General features: G+C 64.6%; 12 protein-coding genes. 9 read left to right on the forward strand and 3 right to left on the reverse strand.

Annotation, left to right across the window (positions count from 1 at the left end; all coding sequences use genetic code 11):
* Positions 1-16 precede the first annotated feature (16 nt).
* From FHW83_RS18620 to FHW83_RS18650, 7 genes are all read left to right on the forward strand, one after another.
* Entirely contained in the window at positions 17-1036 is a 1020-nt protein-coding gene (locus tag FHW83_RS18620; RefSeq protein WP_176647831.1) for a LacI family DNA-binding transcriptional regulator, read from the forward strand.
* A 75-nt stretch (positions 1037-1111) separates the two neighbouring features.
* A complete protein-coding gene (locus tag FHW83_RS18625) occupies positions 1112-2377 on the forward strand; it encodes a glycoside hydrolase family 5 protein (protein WP_176647832.1) in 1266 nt (421 codons plus the stop codon).
* 4 nt (positions 2378-2381) lie between these two features.
* On the forward strand, positions 2382-3746 hold the full coding sequence (locus FHW83_RS18630; RefSeq protein ID WP_176647833.1) for a GH1 family beta-glucosidase: 1365 nt from the start codon (positions 2382-2384) through the stop codon (positions 3744-3746).
* 88 nt (positions 3747-3834) lie between these two features.
* Positions 3835-6363 (forward strand): exo 1,3/1,4-beta-D-glucan glucohydrolase, encoded by a 2529-nt coding sequence (locus tag FHW83_RS18635; RefSeq protein WP_176647834.1) that lies wholly within the window; start codon positions 3835-3837, stop codon positions 6361-6363.
* 20 nt (positions 6364-6383) lie between these two features.
* Positions 6384-7670 carry an L-fucose:H+ symporter permease gene (gene fucP, locus FHW83_RS18640; RefSeq protein ID WP_176647835.1) on the forward strand — a complete coding sequence of 429 codons (1287 nt, stop codon included), beginning with the start codon at positions 6384-6386 and terminating at the stop codon, positions 7668-7670.
* 183 nt (positions 7671-7853) lie between these two features.
* Positions 7854-10343 carry a discoidin domain-containing protein gene (locus tag FHW83_RS18645; protein ID WP_176647836.1) on the forward strand — a complete coding sequence of 830 codons (2490 nt, stop codon included), beginning with the start codon at positions 7854-7856 and terminating at the stop codon, positions 10341-10343.
* Positions 10344-10426: 83 nt separating this feature from the next.
* Positions 10427-11425, forward strand: coding sequence for a hypothetical protein (locus FHW83_RS18650; RefSeq protein WP_176647837.1), 999 nt, complete (start codon positions 10427-10429; stop codon positions 11423-11425).
* On the opposite strand, the gene FHW83_RS18655 is transcribed toward FHW83_RS18650, so the two are convergent.
* From FHW83_RS18655 to FHW83_RS18665, 3 genes are all read right to left on the reverse strand, one after another.
* Positions 11426-11890, reverse strand: a complete 465-nt coding sequence (locus FHW83_RS18655; RefSeq protein WP_176647838.1) for a hypothetical protein — start codon at positions 11888-11890, stop codon at positions 11426-11428. It abuts the gene before it with no gap.
* Positions 11891-12105: 215 nt separating this feature from the next.
* Complete coding sequence (locus FHW83_RS18660; RefSeq protein WP_176647839.1) at positions 12106-12573, reverse strand: DUF1854 domain-containing protein; 468 nt, start codon at positions 12571-12573, stop codon at positions 12106-12108.
* A gap of 1 nt (position 12574) precedes the next feature.
* Complete coding sequence (locus tag FHW83_RS18665) at positions 12575-14833, reverse strand: ABC transporter ATP-binding protein (protein WP_176647840.1); 2259 nt, start codon at positions 14831-14833, stop codon at positions 12575-12577.
* Positions 14834-15039: 206 nt separating this feature from the next.
* Here FHW83_RS18665 and cphA (FHW83_RS18670) point away from each other — a divergent pair, with 206 nt between their 5' ends.
* Together cphA (FHW83_RS18670) and cphA (FHW83_RS18675) are read left to right on the forward strand one after the other, a co-directional pair.
* Positions 15040-17202: a cyanophycin synthetase gene (gene cphA / locus FHW83_RS18670; RefSeq protein ID WP_176647841.1), complete on the forward strand. Its 2163-nt coding sequence runs from the start codon at positions 15040-15042 to the stop codon at positions 17200-17202.
* Between the two features lie 31 nt (positions 17203-17233).
* Entirely contained in the window at positions 17234-19804 is a 2571-nt protein-coding gene (cphA, locus tag FHW83_RS18675; RefSeq protein WP_176647842.1) for a cyanophycin synthetase, read from the forward strand.
* Positions 19805-19865 lie beyond the last annotated feature (61 nt).

Here is a 19865-nt window from a genome sequence, read left to right on the forward strand (position 1 = left end):
ACGGATAAGGGATCTCGTGGCAACCATCAAAGACGTAGCCCGGCTGGCGGGCGTGGGACTGGGTACCGCGTCGCGCGTTATCAGCGGCAAGGGATCGGTATCGCAAGCCACGACGGAAAAGGTGCGCAAGGCGATCGAGCAGCTGGAGTTCCGGCCGTCGCACGCGGCGCGCTCGCTGTTGTCGGGCAGCTCGCAGATGATCGGCGTGTACATCCCGTACCTGAGCGGGACGTTCTATACGCCGATCCTGCAGTCGATCTACACGGCGCTGCGGGCGGCGGGCTTGAACATGGTGGTGGCGTTCGGCGTCGGCGACGGCGATGCCCGCAACCAGGCGATCGAGGGCGTGAATTTCCTGATCGAGCGGGGCAGCGATGGCCTGATCGTGATGAGCAACGCGATGGAGGACGAGGACTTTGTGGCGTTGGGACCGTTCCAGTCCAAGGTGGTGGTGATCAACCAGGATTTCGCCAGCATCTCGGAGCAGTGCTTCACGGTGGACCACGAGGCCGGCGGACGGCTGGCGGCGCGCACCTTGCTGGAGCTGGGCCACCGCAAGATCGCGGTGATCGCCGGCCGCGCGGCGGCGCCCGACAACCAGCAGCGTATCGCCGGCTTCAAGGCGGAGCTGGAGGCGGCCGGTGTCGACACGCGCAAGATGTGGATGGCCGACGGCGAGTTCACGCCGGAAGGCGGTCTGGCGTGCGCGGAGAAGCTGCTGCGGTCGGGCGAGGAATTCACGGCGGTGTTTTGTGCCAACGATGAAATGGCGGTGGGGGCCTTGTCGATGTTCCAGAAGGCGGGCGTGCAGGTGCCGCAGCAGGTGTCGGTGCTCGGCTACGACGATACGCACAGCGCGGAATTCACCGCGCCGCAGCTGACCAGCGTGCATATCCCGTGGAGCGAGATGACCCTGAACGGGCTGAATTATCTGCTCAACCGCTGCTACGACTTGAAGCGTCCGGTCGAGCGCGAATACAAGCTGCATGTGGCGCAACGGGCCTCTTTGGCGCCGTTGAAAGGTAAAAAGAAGTAAAGATCAAGAGCACGCGACGACCGCATGCTCTTTTTTTAAAGTGACCTGGAAACGATTCCATAAAATGGAGGCGGGATGTTCATAAAACGATTGCTGGGCATGGCCATGCTGCTGGCCGGCAGCGCGCAAGCGGCGTTGCCAATGCTGCACACCGAGGGCACGAAGTGGCTCGATGCCGACGGCCGGCAGCCGGCGTTGCGCGGCGTCAATCTCGGCAACTACCTGATCCAGGAGTTCTGGATGATGGGCCAGGAGACCAAGGCGGTGGACGACCAGTGCAAGCTGGAGGCGGTACTGGACCAGCGCTTTGGCTACGAAGAACGCCAGCGTTTATATGGCGTCTTCCGCGACAACTGGATCACGCAGCGCGACTGGGATCTGCTGCCGAAGATGAATCTGAATCTGGTGCGCCTGCCGTTCATCTACAGCGTGATTGAAGATGAACAGAATCCGCGCCATCTGCGCGCCGACGCCTGGAAGTATCTGGACCGCGTGATCGATGAGGCCGAAAAGCGCGGCATTTACGTCATCCTCGACCTGCATGGCGCGGTCGGCAGCCAGGGTTGGGAACATCACAGCGGCTGCGCCGGCAAGAACAAGTACTGGGACACGCCGGAATACCAGGAGCGCACCATCTGGCTGTGGCAGCAGATCGCCGCCCGCTACAAGGATCGCGGCGCGGTGGCCGGCTACAGCATCCTGAATGAACCATGGGGCACCACGCCGGAGAACCTGGCGGTCGTGATGCGCACGCTGTACCAGGCGATCCGCGAGGTGGACCAGAACCACGTCATCATCCTGCCCGGCCATAACAAGGGCATCGACGCCTACGGCAAGCCGTCCGACCACGGCATGCGCAACGTCGCCTTCGAGATGCATCCCTATCCCGGCCATTTCGGCTGGGGCAAGCCGGGACTGGCCGTGCACAAGGGCTGGCTGACTTGCGCGGGCGATGGTGACAACGTTTGCAAATGGAAGGCCAAGCTGGAAGGACTGAACACCGCATTCTTCGTCGGCGAGTTCCAGCCCTGGGCCTTCATGGGCGCGGAGCATGGCGGGCAAGTCATGCGCGTCACCTACGACACCTACGTCGCCAACGGCTGGGCCTCGACCGCGTGGGCGTGGAAGGTTTTGACCAACAAGGGCGGGCAGGGCAAGGGCACCTGGGGCCTGGTGACCAACGCGCCCGGCGCCGCCATACCCAAACTCGATTTCACCAAGGCCTCGCTGACCGAGATTGAAAACCTGTTCCGCCTGTACGGCAGCGTGCCGTATCAGCCGCAGCAGACCGCCATCAAATGGATGAACGCCACCGTACCGCCTACTCCCTTCGCCAAATAAAACTATGACCATGATTCTTACTGACCTGCCTACGGCGATCAAGCGCTCCGACTTTGCCAGCGACTTCCTGTGGGGCGTCTCCACGTCCGCATATCAGATTGAAGGCGCGGCCGCCGTTGATGGGCGCGTGCCATCGATCTGGGATACCTTCGCCGCCACGCCAGGCAAGATCCGCGACGGTTCCACCGGCGAAGTCGCGTGCGATCACTATCACCGTTGGGAGGAGGATCTCGATCTGGCGCAATCGATGGGACTGAATTCCTACCGGTTCTCGATCGCGTGGACGCGCATCTTCAACGGCGTGGATGCGGAGCCGAATGCGAAGGGGCTGGCGTTTTATTCGAAGCTGGTGGACGGCATGCTGGCGCGCGGCCTGCAGCCGTGGTGCACGCTGTATCACTGGGACCTGCCGCAGTACCTGCAGGACCAGGGTGGCTGGAACAACCGCGCCACCATCGACGCGTATCTGCGGTACGTCGACGTCATCACCAAACACCTTGGGGGCCGCGTCAAGCACTGGATCACGCATAACGAGCCATGGTGCACGGCCATGCACGGCAACTGGGATGGCATGCACGCGCCGGGCAACAAGTCGCTGCCGCTGGCGCTGCAGGTCTGCCACAACGTGTTGGTGTCGCACGGCCGCGCCGTGCCGCTGATCCGCGCCAATGTGGCGGGGGCGAAGGTGGGCATCGCATTGAGCCTGCATCCGGTGAAGGCGGCCAGCGACAGCGCGGCCGATATCGCCGCCGTGTCGCGCCACGACGCGTTGCGCAACCGCTGGTTCCTCGATGTGCTGTACGGCCGTGGCTATCCGGCGGAAGCGCTGGCGCTGGTGGGCAAGGACGCGCCGGTGGTGGAGGCCGGCGACATGGAAGCCATCGCCGTGCCGTGCGATTTCCTCGGCGTGAACTACTACTTCCCTGAGGTTGTGGTGGACGCGCCGGAGGAATATCCGCTGCGCACCCGCATCGTCTATCCGCAAGACCGCCAGCGCACCGACTTTGGCTGGGAGGTGTCACCGGAAGGCCTGATCACGCTGCTGGAGCGCGTGGCGCGCGATTACCCGACCGGCGATTTGTATGTGACCGAGAACGGCTCCTCCTACGATGACCACATCGGCGCGGACGGCGCCGTCACCGACACCGCGCGCCGCGATTACCTGATCCGCCACCTCGCGGCGATGCGCGACGCGATCGCGGCCGGCGGCAGGATCAAGGGCTATTTCGCCTGGAGCCTGCTGGATAACTTTGAATGGGCGGAAGGGTATCTGCGCCGCTTCGGCCTGACCTACATCGACTACCCGACGCAACGCCGCATCGTCAAGCAGAGCGGCCAGTGGTACAGCGCCTTCGTGCGCGGAGCCTAACCGTCACTCCCGCGCAGGCGGGAGTCTATGCTGAGTATGGATTCCCGCCTGCGCGGGAATGACGACATAAATAACGGAGAGAGACTGAATGAATTCGCATAACCACATCCTGCGCCGCGCCGTCCTGGCCGCAACCCTGGCGTTGAGCGCCAACGCCATCGCCATCGTTGCTCCAGCCGCCAGGCCGCTGACCGACTGGCCGCACATCACCAGCGCCGTCAAGCAGGACAAGGCGATGGAAGCGCGCATCAAGGAAATCGTGGCCGGCATGACGCTGGCGCAGAAGATCGGCCAGATGACGCAGCCCGAAATCAAATTCAGCACGCCGGAGGACATCCGCAATTACTACATCGGCTCCGTGCTGAATGGCGGCGGCAGCTGGCCGCAGAATAACAAGCACGCCAGCGCCGCCGACTGGGTCAAGCTGGCCGACGCCTACTACGATGCCTCCATGAGCACCGACATGAAGGTGCGGATCCCGGTCATCTGGGGAATCGACGCCATGCACGGCAACTCGAATATGTATGGCGCCACGCTGTTCCCGCATAACATTGGCCTGGGCGCGGCGCGCGATCCGAAGCTGGTGGCCGACATGGCCAAATCGGTGGCGAAGGCGGTGCGCGCCACCGGCATCGACTGGGTGTTCGCGCCGACATTGGCCGTGGTGCGCGATGATCGCTGGGGCCGCACCTACGAGAGCTTCTCGGAGGATCCGTCCATCGTGCGCGATTACGCGGCCGGCTACGTCAAGGGCCTGCAGGGCAACCTGAAATCCGATAACACCGTGGTGGCCACCGCCAAGCACTTCGTCGGCGACGGCGGCACCTTCGAGGGCAAGGACCGCGGCGTCAACCAGTCCACCATGTCGGAGATGATCAACATCCACGCGCAGGGCTACTACCCGGCGTTGCAAGCCGGCGTGCAGACGGTGATGGCGTCCTTCAACAGCTGGAACGACGTCAAGGGCGGCGCCGATCACGGCAAGATGCACGGCAGCCGCGAGCTGCTGACCGTGGCGCTGAAAGAGAAGATGGGCTTCGATGGCCTGATCGTCAGCGACTGGAACGCCATCACTGAAGTTCCTGGCTGCGCCGAAGACAGCTGCGCGGCCTCGATCAACGCCGGCGTCGATCTGGTGATGGTGCCGGAGAAGTGGAAGACCTTCATCGCGAACACCATCGCGCAGGTGGAGAAGGGCGAGATTCCGATGTCGCGCATCGATGACGCGGTGACACGCATCCTGCGCGTGAAGATGCGTGCCGGTCTGTTCGATGGCAAGAAGCCGTCGCAGAACATCTACGCCGGCAAGCAGGAGGCGCTGCGGGACCGCGCGCTGGCGCGCAAGGCGGTGCAGGAATCGCTGGTGCTGCTGAAGAACAACGGCAACGTGCTGCCGCTGGCGCGCGGCAAGAAGATCCTCGTGGTCGGCAAGAGCGCTGACAACATGGCCAACCAGTCGGGCGGCTGGTCGCTGACCTGGCAGGGCACCGACAACAAGAACAGCGACTACCCGTACAGCGACACCATCCTGGCCGCGATCCAGGACGTCGCCGGCAAGGACAACGTCACTTTCAGCGAAAACGCTGCCGGCGCGGATGTCAGCCAGTTCGACGCGGTGATCGCCGTGATCGGTGAAACGCCTTACGCCGAAGGGGATGGCGACATCGGCCCGGCCGGCACGCTGCGCCTCAGCGGCCGTCATCCGGAAGACCTGGCGGTGCTGCAGGCCGTGTCGGGCAAGGGCAAGCCGGTGGTGACGGTGGCGATCACCGGCCGTCCGCTGTACACCAACGACCTGCTCAACCTGTCGGACAGCTTCGTGGCCGCCTGGCTGCCGGGCACCGAGGGCAAGGGCGTGACCGATGTGCTGTTCCGCAAAGCGAACGGCAGGATCAACAAGGACTTCCGCGGCAAGCTGTCGTTCTCGTGGCCGAAGTCGGCCTGCCAGTCGCCACTGAACGTGGGCGACGCCAGTTACGACCCGCTGTTCAAGTTTGGCTTTGGCCTGAACTACAGCAGCAAAACAACGCTGCCACTGCTCGACACCAGCTATCCTGATGGCGGTTGTAGCAAAACTACGGCTGTCCCGGTGTACAATCCTACCGACCGCGCGACTTACGGCCTGTATGTGAGCAGCGGCGGCCAGCGGGTGGCGCTGGGGGCGGACCTGAATGCCGTGTTCAACCTGCCGACCGTGAAGGTGGAAACCGCACAAATCAACACCCAGCAGGACGCCAAGCGTCTGACCTGGACCGGGGCGGCGAAACTGGAGGCGCAGGCCGGCAAGGCCATCAAGTTGCCGGCCTACGCCAGCACCGATGGCGCGCTGCAGTTTGACGCCATCGTGTCGGCGCCGCCGCAGGGCAAGGTACAAATCGGCATCGAAACGGTGGAGCTGGACGCCAGCGCTGTATTCCAGCAGCTGGCCGGCAAAGGCAAGCAGACGGTCAAAATCCCTCTGTCGTGCTTCGCGGACCGTGGTTTGCCGCTGGCGGCTTTGAGCACGCCATTCAGCGTGAGCGCCGATGCGCCGTTCACCGCGACGTTCGCTAACATCCAGATCGTTGGCGGCGCCGCCAGGGACAAGGATGCGCTGGCGTGTGGGGACATTAAATAAAACAAGGAGAAAGTAAAAGTATGGAACACTATTCGCAAGCTGCGCCGGTGGCGGGCAGCCCGGCGCACACGGGCAGCAATACCGGGCCGCTGGTCATCGTCACCATTCTGTTCTTCATGTGGGGTTTGCTGACGTCGTTGAACGACGTGCTGATTCCCCACCTGAAGGCGGTCTACACGCTGACCTATGTGCAGGCGATGCTGGTGCAGTTCTGCTTCTTCGGCGCCTACTTCATCGTCTCGCTGCCGGCCGGTATGCTGATCAAGAAGCTCGGCTACCAGAACGGCGCGGTGGCCGGCCTGACCATCGCGGCCGCAGGTTGTGCGCTGTTCTATCCGGCGGCGACCAGCGGTTACACGCTGTTCCTGATCGCTTTCTTCGTGCTGGCGGGCGGCATCACCATCCTGCAGGTGGCGGCCAATCCTTACGTGGCGGTGCTGGGCGATCCGCGCACCGCGTCCAGCCGTTTGACCCTGACCCAGGCCTTCAACTCGCTGGGCACCACGGTGGCGCCATCGCTGGGCGGCATGCTGATCCTGAGCGGCGTGGTGCTGAGCGCCGATGAACTGGCGAAGCTGCCGGCGGCTGAGGTGGCGGCGTATCACGCCAAGGAAGCGGCCAGCGTGCAAGGTCCTTACCTGGCGCTGGCCGGCGCGCTGCTGGTGCTGGCCATTCTGTTTGCGATGGCGCGTTTGCCGAAGATCGCCGATGCGGAGGACAACGGCGTCAAAGGCGGCTTCAGCGAGGTGCTGAAGCACCGTCACCTGGCGCTGGGCGCGGTCGCGATCTTCCTGTACGTCGGCGGTGAAGTGTCGATCGGCAGCTTCCTGATCAACTTCCTCGGCGATCCGAAGGTCGCCAGCCTGTCGGCGGCGGATGCGGCGCATTACGTCAGCTTCTACTGGGGCGGCGCCATGATCGGCCGCTTCATCGGCTTCGCCGTGATGCGCACCATCAGCCCGGGCAAGGCGCTGGCCTTCAATGCGGCGGCGGTGATCGCGCTGGTGCTGCTGGCGATCTTCAGCGGCGGCACGCTGGCGATGTGGGCGATCCTGGCGGTGGGCCTGTTCAACTCCATCATGTTCCCGACCATCTTCTCGATGGCGCTGAACAAGCTGGGTCCGCTGACCGGCCAGGGTTCGGGCGTGCTGTGCATGGCGATCGTGGGCGGCGCGCTGGTGCCGTTCGCGCAGGGCCTGCTGGCGGATAACATCAACCTGCAACTGTCGTTCCTGGTGCCGGCCGCGTGCTACCTGTTCATCCTGTACTTCGGCCTGAAATACGCCAACATGTATAACGAAAAATAAGCCGTCAGGCTGCAAACCAAGGCTCCCCACGGGGAGCTTTTTTTATTCCCTGTTCAATTTAACTCTGCGGTTTGGCGTTTTTCATAATTGTCGTGGCATGGATTTGATTGCATTATTTAACAATTGCCGCACGTCAACTACCATCCAGTCAATTTCACCGCTACTTTGGATAGAGAGGCTTCCATGTTGAACAGAACCCGTTTCGTCGCCGCGCTGCTCGTGGCGAGCTCGGCAGTGCTACCAGGGTGTGGTGGCGATCAGGGCAGGGCGGAGGCGGCTGCCGCGCCGCAGGCGCGCATGCTGTCGGGAGGCGTGTCGGTCTCCCGCGTGTTCGCGCATCCAGGCACACCGCTCACGCTGTCGGATCTGCAGACGCTCAAATCCTACGTCGATCAAGGCCGGGAGCCCTGGAAATCGGGCTTCAACCAGTTGGCGAACGATGGCAAGTCCAGGCTCACCTACGTCATGGCGGGGCCGTTCGCGCAAGTAGGGCGCGCCCCGGACCTGAATCTCTGGCCTTGGCGCAACGACATGGTCGCCATTTGGAATCTTTCGCGGATGTGGTATTTCACCCGCAACGAGGACTATGCAAGAAAGGCGCGCGCCATCCTGTTGGCGTGGGCCACCACCCAGAAGGAGTTTTCGGGCCGTGAGTCGATGCTCGACCTGGGCGACTACGCCTACATGTTCGTGGGCGGGGCCGACATCCTGCGCGGCACCTGGAGCGGCTGGTCGGAGGACGACACGGCCACGGTGAAGAAATACTTCAAGGAGGTCCTGATACCGGCCTCGAACCCGTACGGCGAAAGCCAGTTCGGCGCCGCCAACAAGGGCGCGCTGGCCCTCGCCGCCAAAGGCTTGATGGCCATCTTCAACGACGATGCCGCGACGCTGGACCAGGTGGTTTACCAGACCCGCACGCTGGCCCACATCGGCCTGCGCAGCTCCAACGACATCGGCATGCTGGGCGACTCCCTGCGCGATCAGGGGCACGCCTACGGGCAGTTCCGTTCGCTGGTGATGCTGGCCGAGGCGCTGTGGAAGCAGGGCATCGACGTCTATTCCGATTTCGACAACCGCCTGCTGGCGGCGGGTGAATATTTCGCGCGCGTCAACGAGCTGGCGCCCACGCCGGCACTGCCTTTCGGCACCACCGATGCCTACTACATCGCCGACAACACCAATCGCGGTTGGAGCGGCGCCGGTGGCGGAAGCATCGCGCTCAACCAGGTGCATGGAGCGTACGTGATCCGCAAGGGCTTGCAGGCGCCGTTTGTCACACAGCGGCGCCAGTGGACGCCGGTGGACGGCGGCAGCTTCATGTTCCTCAAGGACACCGACACCTCGACGGCCACGCCCGCGCCGGCGCTGTCGATTCCCGCGACCAGTTCGATCACCGCCGGATTCAGCAATGTCGATATCGGCGGCGCCACCCCGGCCGGCTCGGCCAGCTACGCGGCCGGCAAGTGGACCGTGAAGGGGGCGGGCAGCGACATCTGGGGCGGCGGCGACAGCGGCCACTTCACCTACGTCGCCCTCACCGGCGACAGCGCCATCGTCGCGAAGGTCGAATCGTTGCAGAACACCAGCGTGTCCGCCAAGGCGGGCGTGATGATGCGCACCAGCCTGGCGCCGGGCGCGCCGCGCGCCTGGATGGCCGTCACCAACCGCATCCAGGCCGAGCAGAACATGCAGGGGCTGGCCGTGTATGGCGGCTCGAACTACGGCAACAAGGCGCTTGCCATCGCCAGCGCCACGCCCTCGTATTGGCTGAAGCTGGAACGCATCGGCAACATCATCACCGGCTACATTTCGCCCGACGGCACCAACTGGGCCGCCACCGACGTCGGCCGCATCGACACGCCCGTGCCCGACACCATCTATGTCGGGCTGGTGGTGGCCTCGGTTGCCAACGGCACGCTGAACAGCTCCACCTTCAGCAACGTGCAGATCACCGGAGGTGACGGCGCCGCGCCAAGCGTCGTCCCGGCCGCGCCGGCGGCGCTGCTGGCGGCGCCGGGCGACGGCGCCGTTCCGCTGCGCTGGCAGCGTTCCTTCGGCGCCACCAGCTACACCGTCATGCGCGCCACCGCCAGCGGCGGCCCGTACACGGCCATCGCCTCCGGCCTCACGGGCGGCAGCTACACGGACAAGTCGGTCACCAACGACGTCACCTATTACTACGCGGTGACGGCCTCCAACGCCGCCGGCGCCAGCGGACTCTCTCCCGCCGACAGCGCCACGCCGGCGCGCGCCATGGTGAACGTGGCCGTCGGCGGCGCCGCCACTGACAGTGCCGGCAACGCGGCCAACGCCGGCAGCGCCTTCGATCTGAACTCGGCGACGGAGTGGTTCTACACGGGCGTGAGCGGCTGGCTGCGTTACGACCTCGGTCATACCGAGGTCGTAAGCCGCTACACGGTCGTCAGCGCCAACGACAAGGTCGAGCGCGACCCCAGGGACTGGCGCTTCCAGGGCTCGAACGATGGCGCGAGCTGGACCACGCTCGACACCCAGAGCAACCAGGTGTTCGCCAGCCGCTACGCGCTGAAAAGCTACACGATCGCCAGCCCGGCCGCCTACCGCTACTACCGGCTCGACATCACGGCCAACAACGGCGACAGCACCTTTACCGACCTTTCCGAAGTAGGGTTGTTCGTTTCCAAACCGTAGCAAGCAGGCCGGTGGAGGGCGCGTCCGGCGTGCATCGCCGTCGTGCTAGGATGTATGGTGAAAAAATCCTCTTGGGAGCACGTATGGCTGGCGCTGTAAGCAGGAAGCAGTGGTTCGCTCTGATCGTCGCGGTGACGCTTACCGCGCATTACTTCTTCTTCCGCGTGCCCTTCGTCGCCAACGACTATGGCCGCAACATGGCGGAATGGCCTCTGCTGGCTGATGCGTTGATTTCCTTCCCGCTGCTGTACTACTTCATGTTCCGGCCGTCGCTCAAGCAGTTTCTGACGGCGTGTCTGGCGATAGCCACCGCCGGCGTGCTGGCCGGCCGCATGCTGATACCGGAGGAGAGCAAGCAGCTGTGGCGCGGTATCGAGGGCTACTGGCTGCAGCTGGTGCTGGCCGAGGCGGCGCTGGAGATCTATCTGCTGGTGCTGGTGGTGCGCCGCGTGAAGGCCTTGCTGCGCCTGAGCGGCAATGTTGACGAGGCGCTGGAGAGCGCGATCCATGCGCGCTTTGGCAAGAGCGGCTTCGCGCCGTTCGCCCTGTTCGAGATGCGCATCTGGTACTACGGCCTGTTCATGCGCAAGGGTGAGCGGCTGCGCTATCGCGGCGAGCAGCACTTCAGCTATGACAAGAACGATGGCAATGTCTCCAACCAGTTCGCGTTCATCATGGTGATGTTGTTCGAGCTGCCGCTGTCGCACCTGATGCTGCACCTGATGTCGGTGAAGCCTTGGGTGGCGTGGCTGGCCGATATCCTGACCTTGTGGTCCATGCTGTACTTGGTGGCGGAATATCGCGCCAGCCAATGGCGTCCGGTTTCGCTGGACCGCGAAGCGCTGCTGATCCGCAATGGTGTGTTTGCGCGCGACCGCGAGATCGACTACAGCATGATCGAATCGGTGGTCCGCTGCGAGGAGAATATCCGCCGCCAACGCGGCATCCTCCGTTATCGGCAGTTCGGCCGCTTGAACCTCGAAATCCGCCTGCGCGAAGGCGCGCCGCACTCGAAGATTTACCTCAGCCTCGACAAGCCGGACGCCTTCATCGATGCCCTCCGGCAGCGCCTGCCAGCATGATCAAGCCAGCGCGCCTATCAGTCTCTGCATACGCGTCAGCGGAATCAGAGCTTCGGGCGCATCGACTTCCAGCGCGACATCATTGAATGCGATGGGGCGCAGATGTTCGACCTCCGTTGTGTCGGACTGCCGCGCCTCGTCGAGTAGTTGCTGGAGAGCTGGCGGATCCAACTGGTTCAGCTTGCCGAGCAGCGCGCCATATTTCCTGACGTCGGCTTCGTTGGCGGCAATGCGTTCCGCCGGGCGTATGGCGAGGTTGATGCAACCGAATACAGCGAACGTCGCCAGTAGCCAAGCGGACTGCATCGGCATTTGTGCCGCCAATGTCGCGACGGCACTGCTTCCTGTAAGCAGGCTCATGAAGGTAAGTGAAGTTTGAATGCGGCGGTAAAAGCGGGCTGTACGTTGGCAAAGCCGCTGGGCATAGCGGAAATTGAAATACAGCTCATCCTTGTCTTCATCCATGATCGGTTTCCTCCTTTGTGGGCGGCGGATTAGGGGGCGCGGGCTTGCGACGCTTGCGTTTTCGCTTGGGAGGCGGACGCTGCGGAACATGAGATTTCGGTTCAAGAGATTTCATTGTAGGCCTTTCCCGCGCCGCGCGATGGGCGCACGAATCCATCATGCAGGCGCTTGGCGCGCCTGCTTTGCGATGGATCAGTACGGGGAGGAGGGCGCGCTTACAGGAAGCGGTCGATGATTTTCTTGCTGTGCTTGTCCAGCTCGCGCAGGTCGCGGATCAGGTAGTGGATGCCGTGGATGTCGGTGATCAGCAGCGTGTCGATGGTCAGGCGGCGGATGTCCTCCTCGCCGCGCAGCACGAATTCGGTGTCGCCGCGATCGGTCTTCACCGACCAAGTGCACGGCGTGGCGTAGCTGGTCACACTGTTGATGCGCGCGATCTCGGGCATGAATTCGCGTCCGCCCAGTTCCTCCTTCACCAGCGCGCCGATCGCCGGCGGCAGGTCTTCCACGCGGTCGATCCATGCGACTTCCTTGCCGTCGTTGTTGAGCAGCGAGATGCCGTCTTCCGGCGCCTGCACCGGGAAGGCGCGCACCGGCGACACGCCTTCGTGCACCACGCCTTCGGTGGTGGTCAGCACCAGCTTGCCGAAGGGATTGCGGATCAGTTCAAATTGCGTCGTCATCTTAGTCTTCCTTGGCCAGTTCCGCGTTGCGGGCCTGCGCCTGATACAGGCGGTAGTAAGCGCCTTCAAGCGCCATCAGTTCGTCGTGCGGGCCGTCCTCCACCACCACGCCGCGATCCAGCACCACCAGGCGGTCGGCCTTCTGCAGCGTCGAGAGGCGGTGCGCAATCGCGATGGTGGTACGGCCTTGCACCAGGTTGTCCAGCGCGCGCTGAATTTCTTTTTCGGTCTCCGAGTCGACCGAGGCGGTGGCTTCGTCGAGGATCAGAATCTTCGGATCGATCAGCAGCGCGCGCGCGATCGAGATGCGCTGGCGTTCGCCGCCCGACAGGCCCTGGCCGCGTTCACCCACCATCGAGTCATAACCCTGCGGCAGGCGCAGGATGAATTCGTGCGCGTGCGCGGCGCGCGCGGCGGCGATGATTTCCTCGCGCGTCGCGTCCGGCTTGCCGTAGGCCAGATTCTCGGCGATGGTGCCGAAGAACAGGAACGGCTCCTGCAGCACCAGGCCGATGTTGCGGCGGTAGTCCGACACCGCGAACTGGCGGATGTCGACGCCATCCAGCAGGATCGCGCCCTCGGCCACGTCGTAGAAGCGGCAGATCAGGTTGACCAGCGTGGATTTGCCGGAACCCGAATGGCCCACCAGCCCCACCATCTGGCCGGCCTTGATGTCGAGGTTGATGCCGCGGTTGACCGCGCGGTTGCCGTAGCGGAAGCCCACTTCGCGCAGGCTGATATTGCCCTCGACCTGATTCAGCTTGACCGGATTGACCGGCTCCGGCACCGACGACACGTGATCGAGGATGTCGAAGATGCGCTTGGCCGCCGACGCCGATTTCTGCGTCACCGACACGATGCGGCTCATCGAATCCAGACGGCCGTAGAAGCGGCTGGCGTAAGCGATGAACGATGACAGCACACCCACCGTGATATTGCCCTTGGAGACCTGGTAGATGCCGAACACCCAGATCACCAGCAGACCCAGTTCGGTCAGGAAGGACACGGTCGGCGAGAACAGCGACCACACCTTGTTCAGCTTGTCGTTGACGGCCAGGTTGTGCTTGTTGGCGGTGCGGAAGCGGTTGGCCTCGCGCGCCTCCTGCGCGAAGGCCTTCACCACGCGGATGCCGGGAATGGTGTCGGCCAGCACGTTGGTGACCTCGCCCCACACGCGGTCGATCTTCTCGAAGCCGGTGCGCAGGCGGTCGCGCACCAGGTGGATCATCCAGGCGATGAAGGGCAGCGGCGCCAGCGTGCAGATGGCCAGCCACGGATCGAGATTGAGCAGGATCACGCCGGTCATGATGATCATCAGGCAGTCGGACAGGAAGTCCAGCAGGTGCAGCGACAGGAACACGCAGATGCGGTCGCTCTCCGAGCCGATGCGCGACATCAGGTCGCCGGTGCGCTTGCCGCTGAAGTATTCCAGCGACAGCTGCAGCAGGTGCTCGTAGGTGGTGGTGCGCAGGTCGGCGCCGATGCGCTCAGACGCCAGCGCCAGCACATAGGTTTTGCCCCAGCCGAAAATCCACGCCAGCACTGACGCGCCCACCAGCCCGGACATGTACCACACCACCAGCATCGGATCGACCTCCTTGCCGTTCTGGTAAGGGATCAGCACGTTGTCCATCAGCGGGATGGTCAGGTAGGGCGGAATCATGTGCGCGCCGGTGGACAGCAGCATCAGCGTGAAGCCGAGCGCCAGCTGCCATTTGTACGGCCGCGCGAAGCGCCACAGGCGGAACAGGGTCCAGGTCGACGGCGGCGTGTAGACCACCTTGGTGCACACCGGGCACTCTTCCTGGTCCGGCTCCATCGGCGCCTTGCAGCTGGGACAGATGTTTTTATCGTCCAGCACCACCGGCTCGCCGCTGGCGTGGCTGTCGAGATGGGCGTCGAATTGTTCCACCAGGCGGATCGCCGCCAGGTTCTGGCCCAGCGTGAAGCGCCACGCGGCCAGGCGGCCGTGCGTGTTGACCAGCTCCAGGTGGCCGACGCCGGCGTGGTCGTGATGCTTCAGCACCAGATCCTGCGTGAACGGCCACGATTCCCAGTGCGCCGCGCCCGGCGCGCGCGCCAGCACCCGGCTCGGCGTGATCGCCACGACACCCTTGGAAAAACGAAGTTGCTGATCCAGGTCAACCTCCAGGGCACTTACAACGTTTTCCCCTTGGGAAAGTTGTGCCTGTATCTCGGAACGCCAGCGTTCGGGGAGTTCGCCAGGGCTGGATACGGTCGGAAGTTGTTCGGTTGTCATCGTGTGGCGTACTCCGGAGGGGAAAAGGGCTGATATAACTGTCACTTTACGGTATTCTGTCAGTGATTAAACATTTGACAGAAAACAATAAAGTTGGATGTTTTGCGGTTGCGGCAAGTATACCGCACGGCAGCAGGCCAAGGGTACAGGGTTTAAAATACGGCGCGGGCTGGCTAAGCCGATAACAAAGTTACAAGAATCAATACATGACTAAGAAGAAAGACATCGAAATTCTCCGCGTCACCTATTTGCGCGGGCCCAATATCTGGACCTACCGCCCGGTGATCGAGACGTGGCTGGATATCGGCGAGCTGGAGAATTTCCCCTCGAATTTGCTGCCCGGTTTGTATGAGCGCCTGACGGCGATCCTGCCGGGGCTGATCGTCCACCGCTGCGGCGTGGGCGAGCACGGCGGCTTCCTCGAGCGCCTGCGCGACGGCACCTATGCCGGCCACATCCTCGAACACGTGGTGCTGGAACTGCAAAACCTGGCCGGCATGAAGACCGGCTTCGGCAAGACCCGCGAAATCATCCCGGACAGCGGCCTGTACAAGATGGCCTTCCGCACCCGCCAGGAAGAAGTCGGCCGCGCCGCGCTGGCCGCCGGCCGCGACCTGCTGATGGCGGCGATCGAGGACAAGCCGTACGACCTGGACGCCACCGTGGCCAAGCTGACCGACATGGTCGAGAGCCTGTGCCTGGGCCCGAGCACCGGCAACATCGTCGATGCCGCCGGCGTGCGCAAGATCCCGCACATCCGCCTGACCGACGGCAACCTGGTGCAGCTGGGCCATGGCGCCGCGCAGCGCCGCATCTGGACCGCCGAAACCGAACAGACCTCGGCCATCGCCGAAGGCATCGCCAGCGACAAGGACCTGACCAAGACCCTGATCTCGTCGTGCGGCGTGCCGGTGCCGGAAGGTGAGCTGGTGAAAAGCGCCGCCGAAGCGTGGAGCGCCGCGCAGGACATCGGCCTGCCGGTGGTGGTCAAGCCGTATGACGGCAACCATGGCCGCGGGGTTTCCCTCAACCTGAGCACCGAGGCCGATATCGCCGCCGCCTACGCGCTGGCGGCCGAGGAGGGCGACAGCAGCAGCGTGATCGTCGAACGCTTCATCGCCGGCGACGAGCATCGCCTGCTGGTGGTGGGCCGCCGCGTGGTGGCCGCCGCCGCCGGCGAATCGCTGTGGGTCACCGGCGACGGCAAATCGACCGTGCTGGAACTGTGCGACACCCAGATCAACACCGATCCGCGCCGCGGCGAGACCGAGGAATTCCCGCTGGGCCGGGTCAAGCCGCACGAGTCGGGCGAGATCATCCTGGAACTGCAACGCCAGAACCTGACGCACGCGTCGGTGCCGGCCGAAGGCGTGAAGGTGCTGATCCAGCCGAACGGCAACGTGGCGGTCGACGTCACCGACAAGGTGCATCCGCAAGTGGCCGCGATGGCGGCGCTGGCGGCGCGCGTGGTGGGCCTGGACATCGCCGGCATCGACCTGGTGACGTCCGACATTTCGCGCCCGCTGGAGGAAACCGGCGGCGCCATCATCGAGGTCAACGCCAGCCCGGGCCTGCTGGCCCACCTGAAACCGGCCGTGGGCGAGCCGCGCAACGTGGGCGAGGCGATTGTCGAGCACCTGTTCGGCGAGGCCAGCGGCCGCATGCCGATCGTCGGCATCACCGGCACGCACGGCACCACCATGACCGCGCGCCTGGTCGCGTGGCTGCTGCAAATCAGCGGCAAGAAGACCGGCCTGACCTGCGCCGAAGGCCTGTTCGTCAACGGCCGCGAGCTGCCGCTCGACGGCCTGAGCGAATGGGAAACCGGCGAGCGCCTGCTGCTGAACAAGAACGTCGAGGCGGGCGTGTTTGAAAACAGCGCGCGCATGATCCTGGCCGAGGGCCTGGCCTACGACAAATGCGCGGTCGGCGTGGTGACCGACGTCAGCGGCTTCGAGCAGCTGGCCGACTTCCACATCGACAGCGAGGAACGCCTGTACAACGTGCTGCGCACGCAGGTGGACGTGGTGCTGCCAAGCGGCGCGGCGGTGCTCAACGCCGCCGATCCGCAGGTGGTGGACATGGCCGACCTGTGCGACGGCGAAGTGATTTTCTACGGCGTCGACGAGCACCTGGCCGCGATCGCCGCGCATCGCCAGGACGGCAAGCGCGTGGTGTTCCAGCGTAAGGACTGCATCGTGATGGCCCACGGCGCGACCGAGGCCGCCAGCCTGCCGCTGTCGCCGCTGGTGCCGCCGGAAGCCGTGCTGGCAGCGATCGCCGCCGGCTGGGCACTGGGCCTGACGCCGGACCTGATCGGCGCCGGTCTGCGCACCTGGGAAGCCTCGCCGAAGAAAACGCATCACTGATCGTTATCACTGAAAGAACAAGAAGATTCATATGGAAGTCATACGCACCCGCGCCCTTCGCGGCCCGAACCTGTGGAGCCACCATACCGCGGTGGAAGTCATCGTCTCGTGCCCGCCGGAAGAACAAAACATCGCAACGCTGGCCGGCTTCGAGCAGCGCCTGCGCTCGCGCTTCCCCACCATCGGCGCCCTCCAGCCTAGCGGCACCTCGGACCCGGTATCGCTGGCGCGCGTGCTGGAAGTGGCGGCACTGAGCCTGCAGGCGCAAGCGGGCTGCCCGGTCACCTTCAGTCGCACTACCGCCACGCTGGAAACCGGCATCTACCAGACCGTGGTGGAGTACACCGAGGAAGCGGTCGGCCGTCGCGCCGTGGAACAGGCGGAAGCCCTCATCAACGCCGCGCTGACCGATGCGCCGTTCGACCTGGCCGCCGCCCTGGCCGAGCTGAGCGAACTCGATGAAGACGTGCGCCTCGGCCCGTCCACCGGCGCCATCGTCAACGCCGCCGTGGCGCGCGACATTCCATTTCGCCGCCTGACCGAAGGCTCGATGGTGATGTTCGGCTGGGGTTCGAAGCAGCGCCGCATCCAGGCCGCCGAAATGGACACCACCGGCGCCATCGGCGAGACCATCGCGCAGGACAAGGAACTGACCAAGAAGCTGCTGCACGCGGCCGGCGTGCCGGTGCCTATCGGCCGCTCGGTGGAGGACGAGGCCGACGCCTGGAAGGCCGCGCAGGAAATCGGCCTGCCGGTGGTGGTGAAGCCGAAGGACGGCAACCAGGGCAAGGGCGTCACCGTCAACATCATGAGCAAGGAACACCTGGAGGCCGCCTTCCGCACCGCCAAGGAATTCCGCGACGACGTGATGGTCGAGCGCTACCTGCCGGGCCACGACTATCGCCTGCTCGTCATCGGCAACAAGCTGGTGGCCGCCGCGCGCCGCGACCCGCCGCACGTGGTGGGCGACGGCAAGCACACCGTGCGTGAGCTGGTCGACATCGTCAACGCCGATCCGCGCCGCGGCTCGGGCCATTCGACCTCGCTGACCAAGATCCGTTTCGACGACATCGCGATCGCGCGCCTGGCGCTGCAAGGCTTGCAGGCCGACTCGGTGCCGGCCCACGGCCAGCGCGTCATCCTGCGCAACAACGCCAACCTGTCGACCGGCGGCACCGCCACCGACGTCACCGACGACGTGCACCCGGAAGTGGCGGCGCGCGCGGTGGAGGCGGCGCAGATGATCGGCCTCGATCTGTGCGGCGTGGACGTGGTCTGCGACAACGTGCTGGAGCCGATCGAGAAGCAGCGCGGCGGCGTGGTGGAAGTGAACGCCGCGCCGGGCCTGCGCATGCACATCGCGCCATCGTTCGGCAAGGGCCGCGCGGTGGGCGAGGCCATCGTCAACACCATGTTCCCGCCGGGCGAGAACGGCCGCATCCCGGTGGTGGCGGTGACCGGCACCAACGGCAAGACCACCACCGTGCGCCTGATCGCGCACCTCTTGACCGCCAGCGGCCTGCGCACCGGCATGACCAACACCGACGGCGTCTACATCGAAGGCCGCCAGACCGACAGCGGCGATTGCAGCGGTCCGCGCAGCGCGCGCAACGTGCTGCTGCACCCGGACGTCGACGCGGCGGTGTTTGAAACCGCGCGCGGCGGCATCCTGCGCGAAGGCCTGGCCTTCGACCGTTGCCAGGTCGCCGTGGTGACCAACATCGGCATGGGCGACCATCTGGGCCTGAACTACATCACCACCGTGGAGGACCTGGCGGTGCTCAAGCGCGTGATCGTGCAGAACGTCGCGGAGAACGGCTTCGCGGTGCTGAACGCGGTCGATCCTATCGTCGCCGGCATGGCCAACAATTGCCGCGGCAAGGTGATCTTCTTCGGCGCCGACCGCACCCATCCCGTGATCGCCACCCATCTGGCGCAGGGCAGCCGCACCGTGTACGTGGAGAATGGCCACATCGTGGCGGCGGAAGGGCGCGAGCAGCACACCATTCCGCTGTCGGCGGTGCCGATCACCCGCAACGGCGCCATCGGCTTCCAGGTGGAGAACGTGATGGCGTCGGTGGCGGCGGCTTGGGGCGTGGGCATCAGCTGGGACGCGATCCGTCTGGGCCTGAAAACCTTCGCCAACGACTCCGACAACGCGCCGGGCCGCTTCAACGTGTTCGACTACAAGGGCGCGACGCTGATCGCCGACTACGGCCACAATCCGGACGCCATCCTGGCGCTGGTGAAGGCGGTGGAGACCATGCCGGCCAAGCGCCGCGTGGTGGTGATCTCCGGCGCCGGCGACCGCCGCGACCAGGACATCACGCAGCAGACCGAGATCCTCGGCCGCGCGTTTGACGACGTGCTGCTGTACGAGGACGCCTGCCAGCGTGGGCGCGTCGACGGCGAGGTGGTGGCGCTGCTGCGCGCGGGCCTGAACGGCGCGCCGCGCACCTCGCACATCGAGGAGATCTACGGCGAGTTCAAAGCCATCGACACGGCGCTGGCGCGCCTGCGGGAAGGGGACTTGTGCCTGATCCTGATCGACCAGGTGGAGGACGCGCTGGCGCACATCGCCAAACGCATCAAGGAAGCCTGAACGTCGTCATTCCGGCGAAAGCCGGAACGACGGATTAGATTATAACTATCAAGTTAATAGA

Source organism: Duganella sp. SG902 (assembly GCF_013376005.1).
Lineage (GTDB): Bacteria > Pseudomonadota > Gammaproteobacteria > Burkholderiales > Burkholderiaceae_D > Rugamonas.

What these genes read in the sequence shown, in the direction of transcription:
- FHW83_RS18630 (WP_176647833.1), top strand. Translation starts at nt 2,382, where the DNA reads ATGACCATGATTCTTACTGACCTGCCTACGGCGATCAAGCGCTCCGAC.
- fucP (WP_176647835.1), top strand. Translation starts at nt 6,384, where the DNA reads ATGGAACACTATTCGCAAGCTGCGCCGGTGGCGGGCAGCCCGGCGCAC.
- FHW83_RS18650 (WP_176647837.1), top strand. Translation starts at nt 10,427, where the DNA reads ATGGCTGGCGCTGTAAGCAGGAAGCAGTGGTTCGCTCTGATCGTCGCG.
- FHW83_RS18655 (WP_176647838.1), bottom strand. Translation starts at nt 11,890, where the DNA reads ATGGATGAAGACAAGGATGAGCTGTATTTCAATTTCCGCTATGCCCAG.
- FHW83_RS18665 (WP_176647840.1), bottom strand. Translation starts at nt 14,833, where the DNA reads ATGACAACCGAACAACTTCCGACCGTATCCAGCCCTGGCGAACTCCCC.
- cphA (WP_176647841.1), top strand. Translation starts at nt 15,040, where the DNA reads ATGACTAAGAAGAAAGACATCGAAATTCTCCGCGTCACCTATTTGCGC.
- cphA (WP_176647842.1), top strand. Translation starts at nt 17,234, where the DNA reads ATGGAAGTCATACGCACCCGCGCCCTTCGCGGCCCGAACCTGTGGAGC.
- FHW83_RS18625 (WP_176647832.1), top strand. Translation starts at nt 1,112, where the DNA reads ATGTTCATAAAACGATTGCTGGGCATGGCCATGCTGCTGGCCGGCAGC.
- FHW83_RS18645 (WP_176647836.1), top strand. Translation starts at nt 7,854, where the DNA reads ATGTTGAACAGAACCCGTTTCGTCGCCGCGCTGCTCGTGGCGAGCTCG.
- FHW83_RS18660 (WP_176647839.1), bottom strand. Translation starts at nt 12,573, where the DNA reads ATGACGACGCAATTTGAACTGATCCGCAATCCCTTCGGCAAGCTGGTG.
- FHW83_RS18635 (WP_176647834.1), top strand. Translation starts at nt 3,835, where the DNA reads ATGAATTCGCATAACCACATCCTGCGCCGCGCCGTCCTGGCCGCAACC.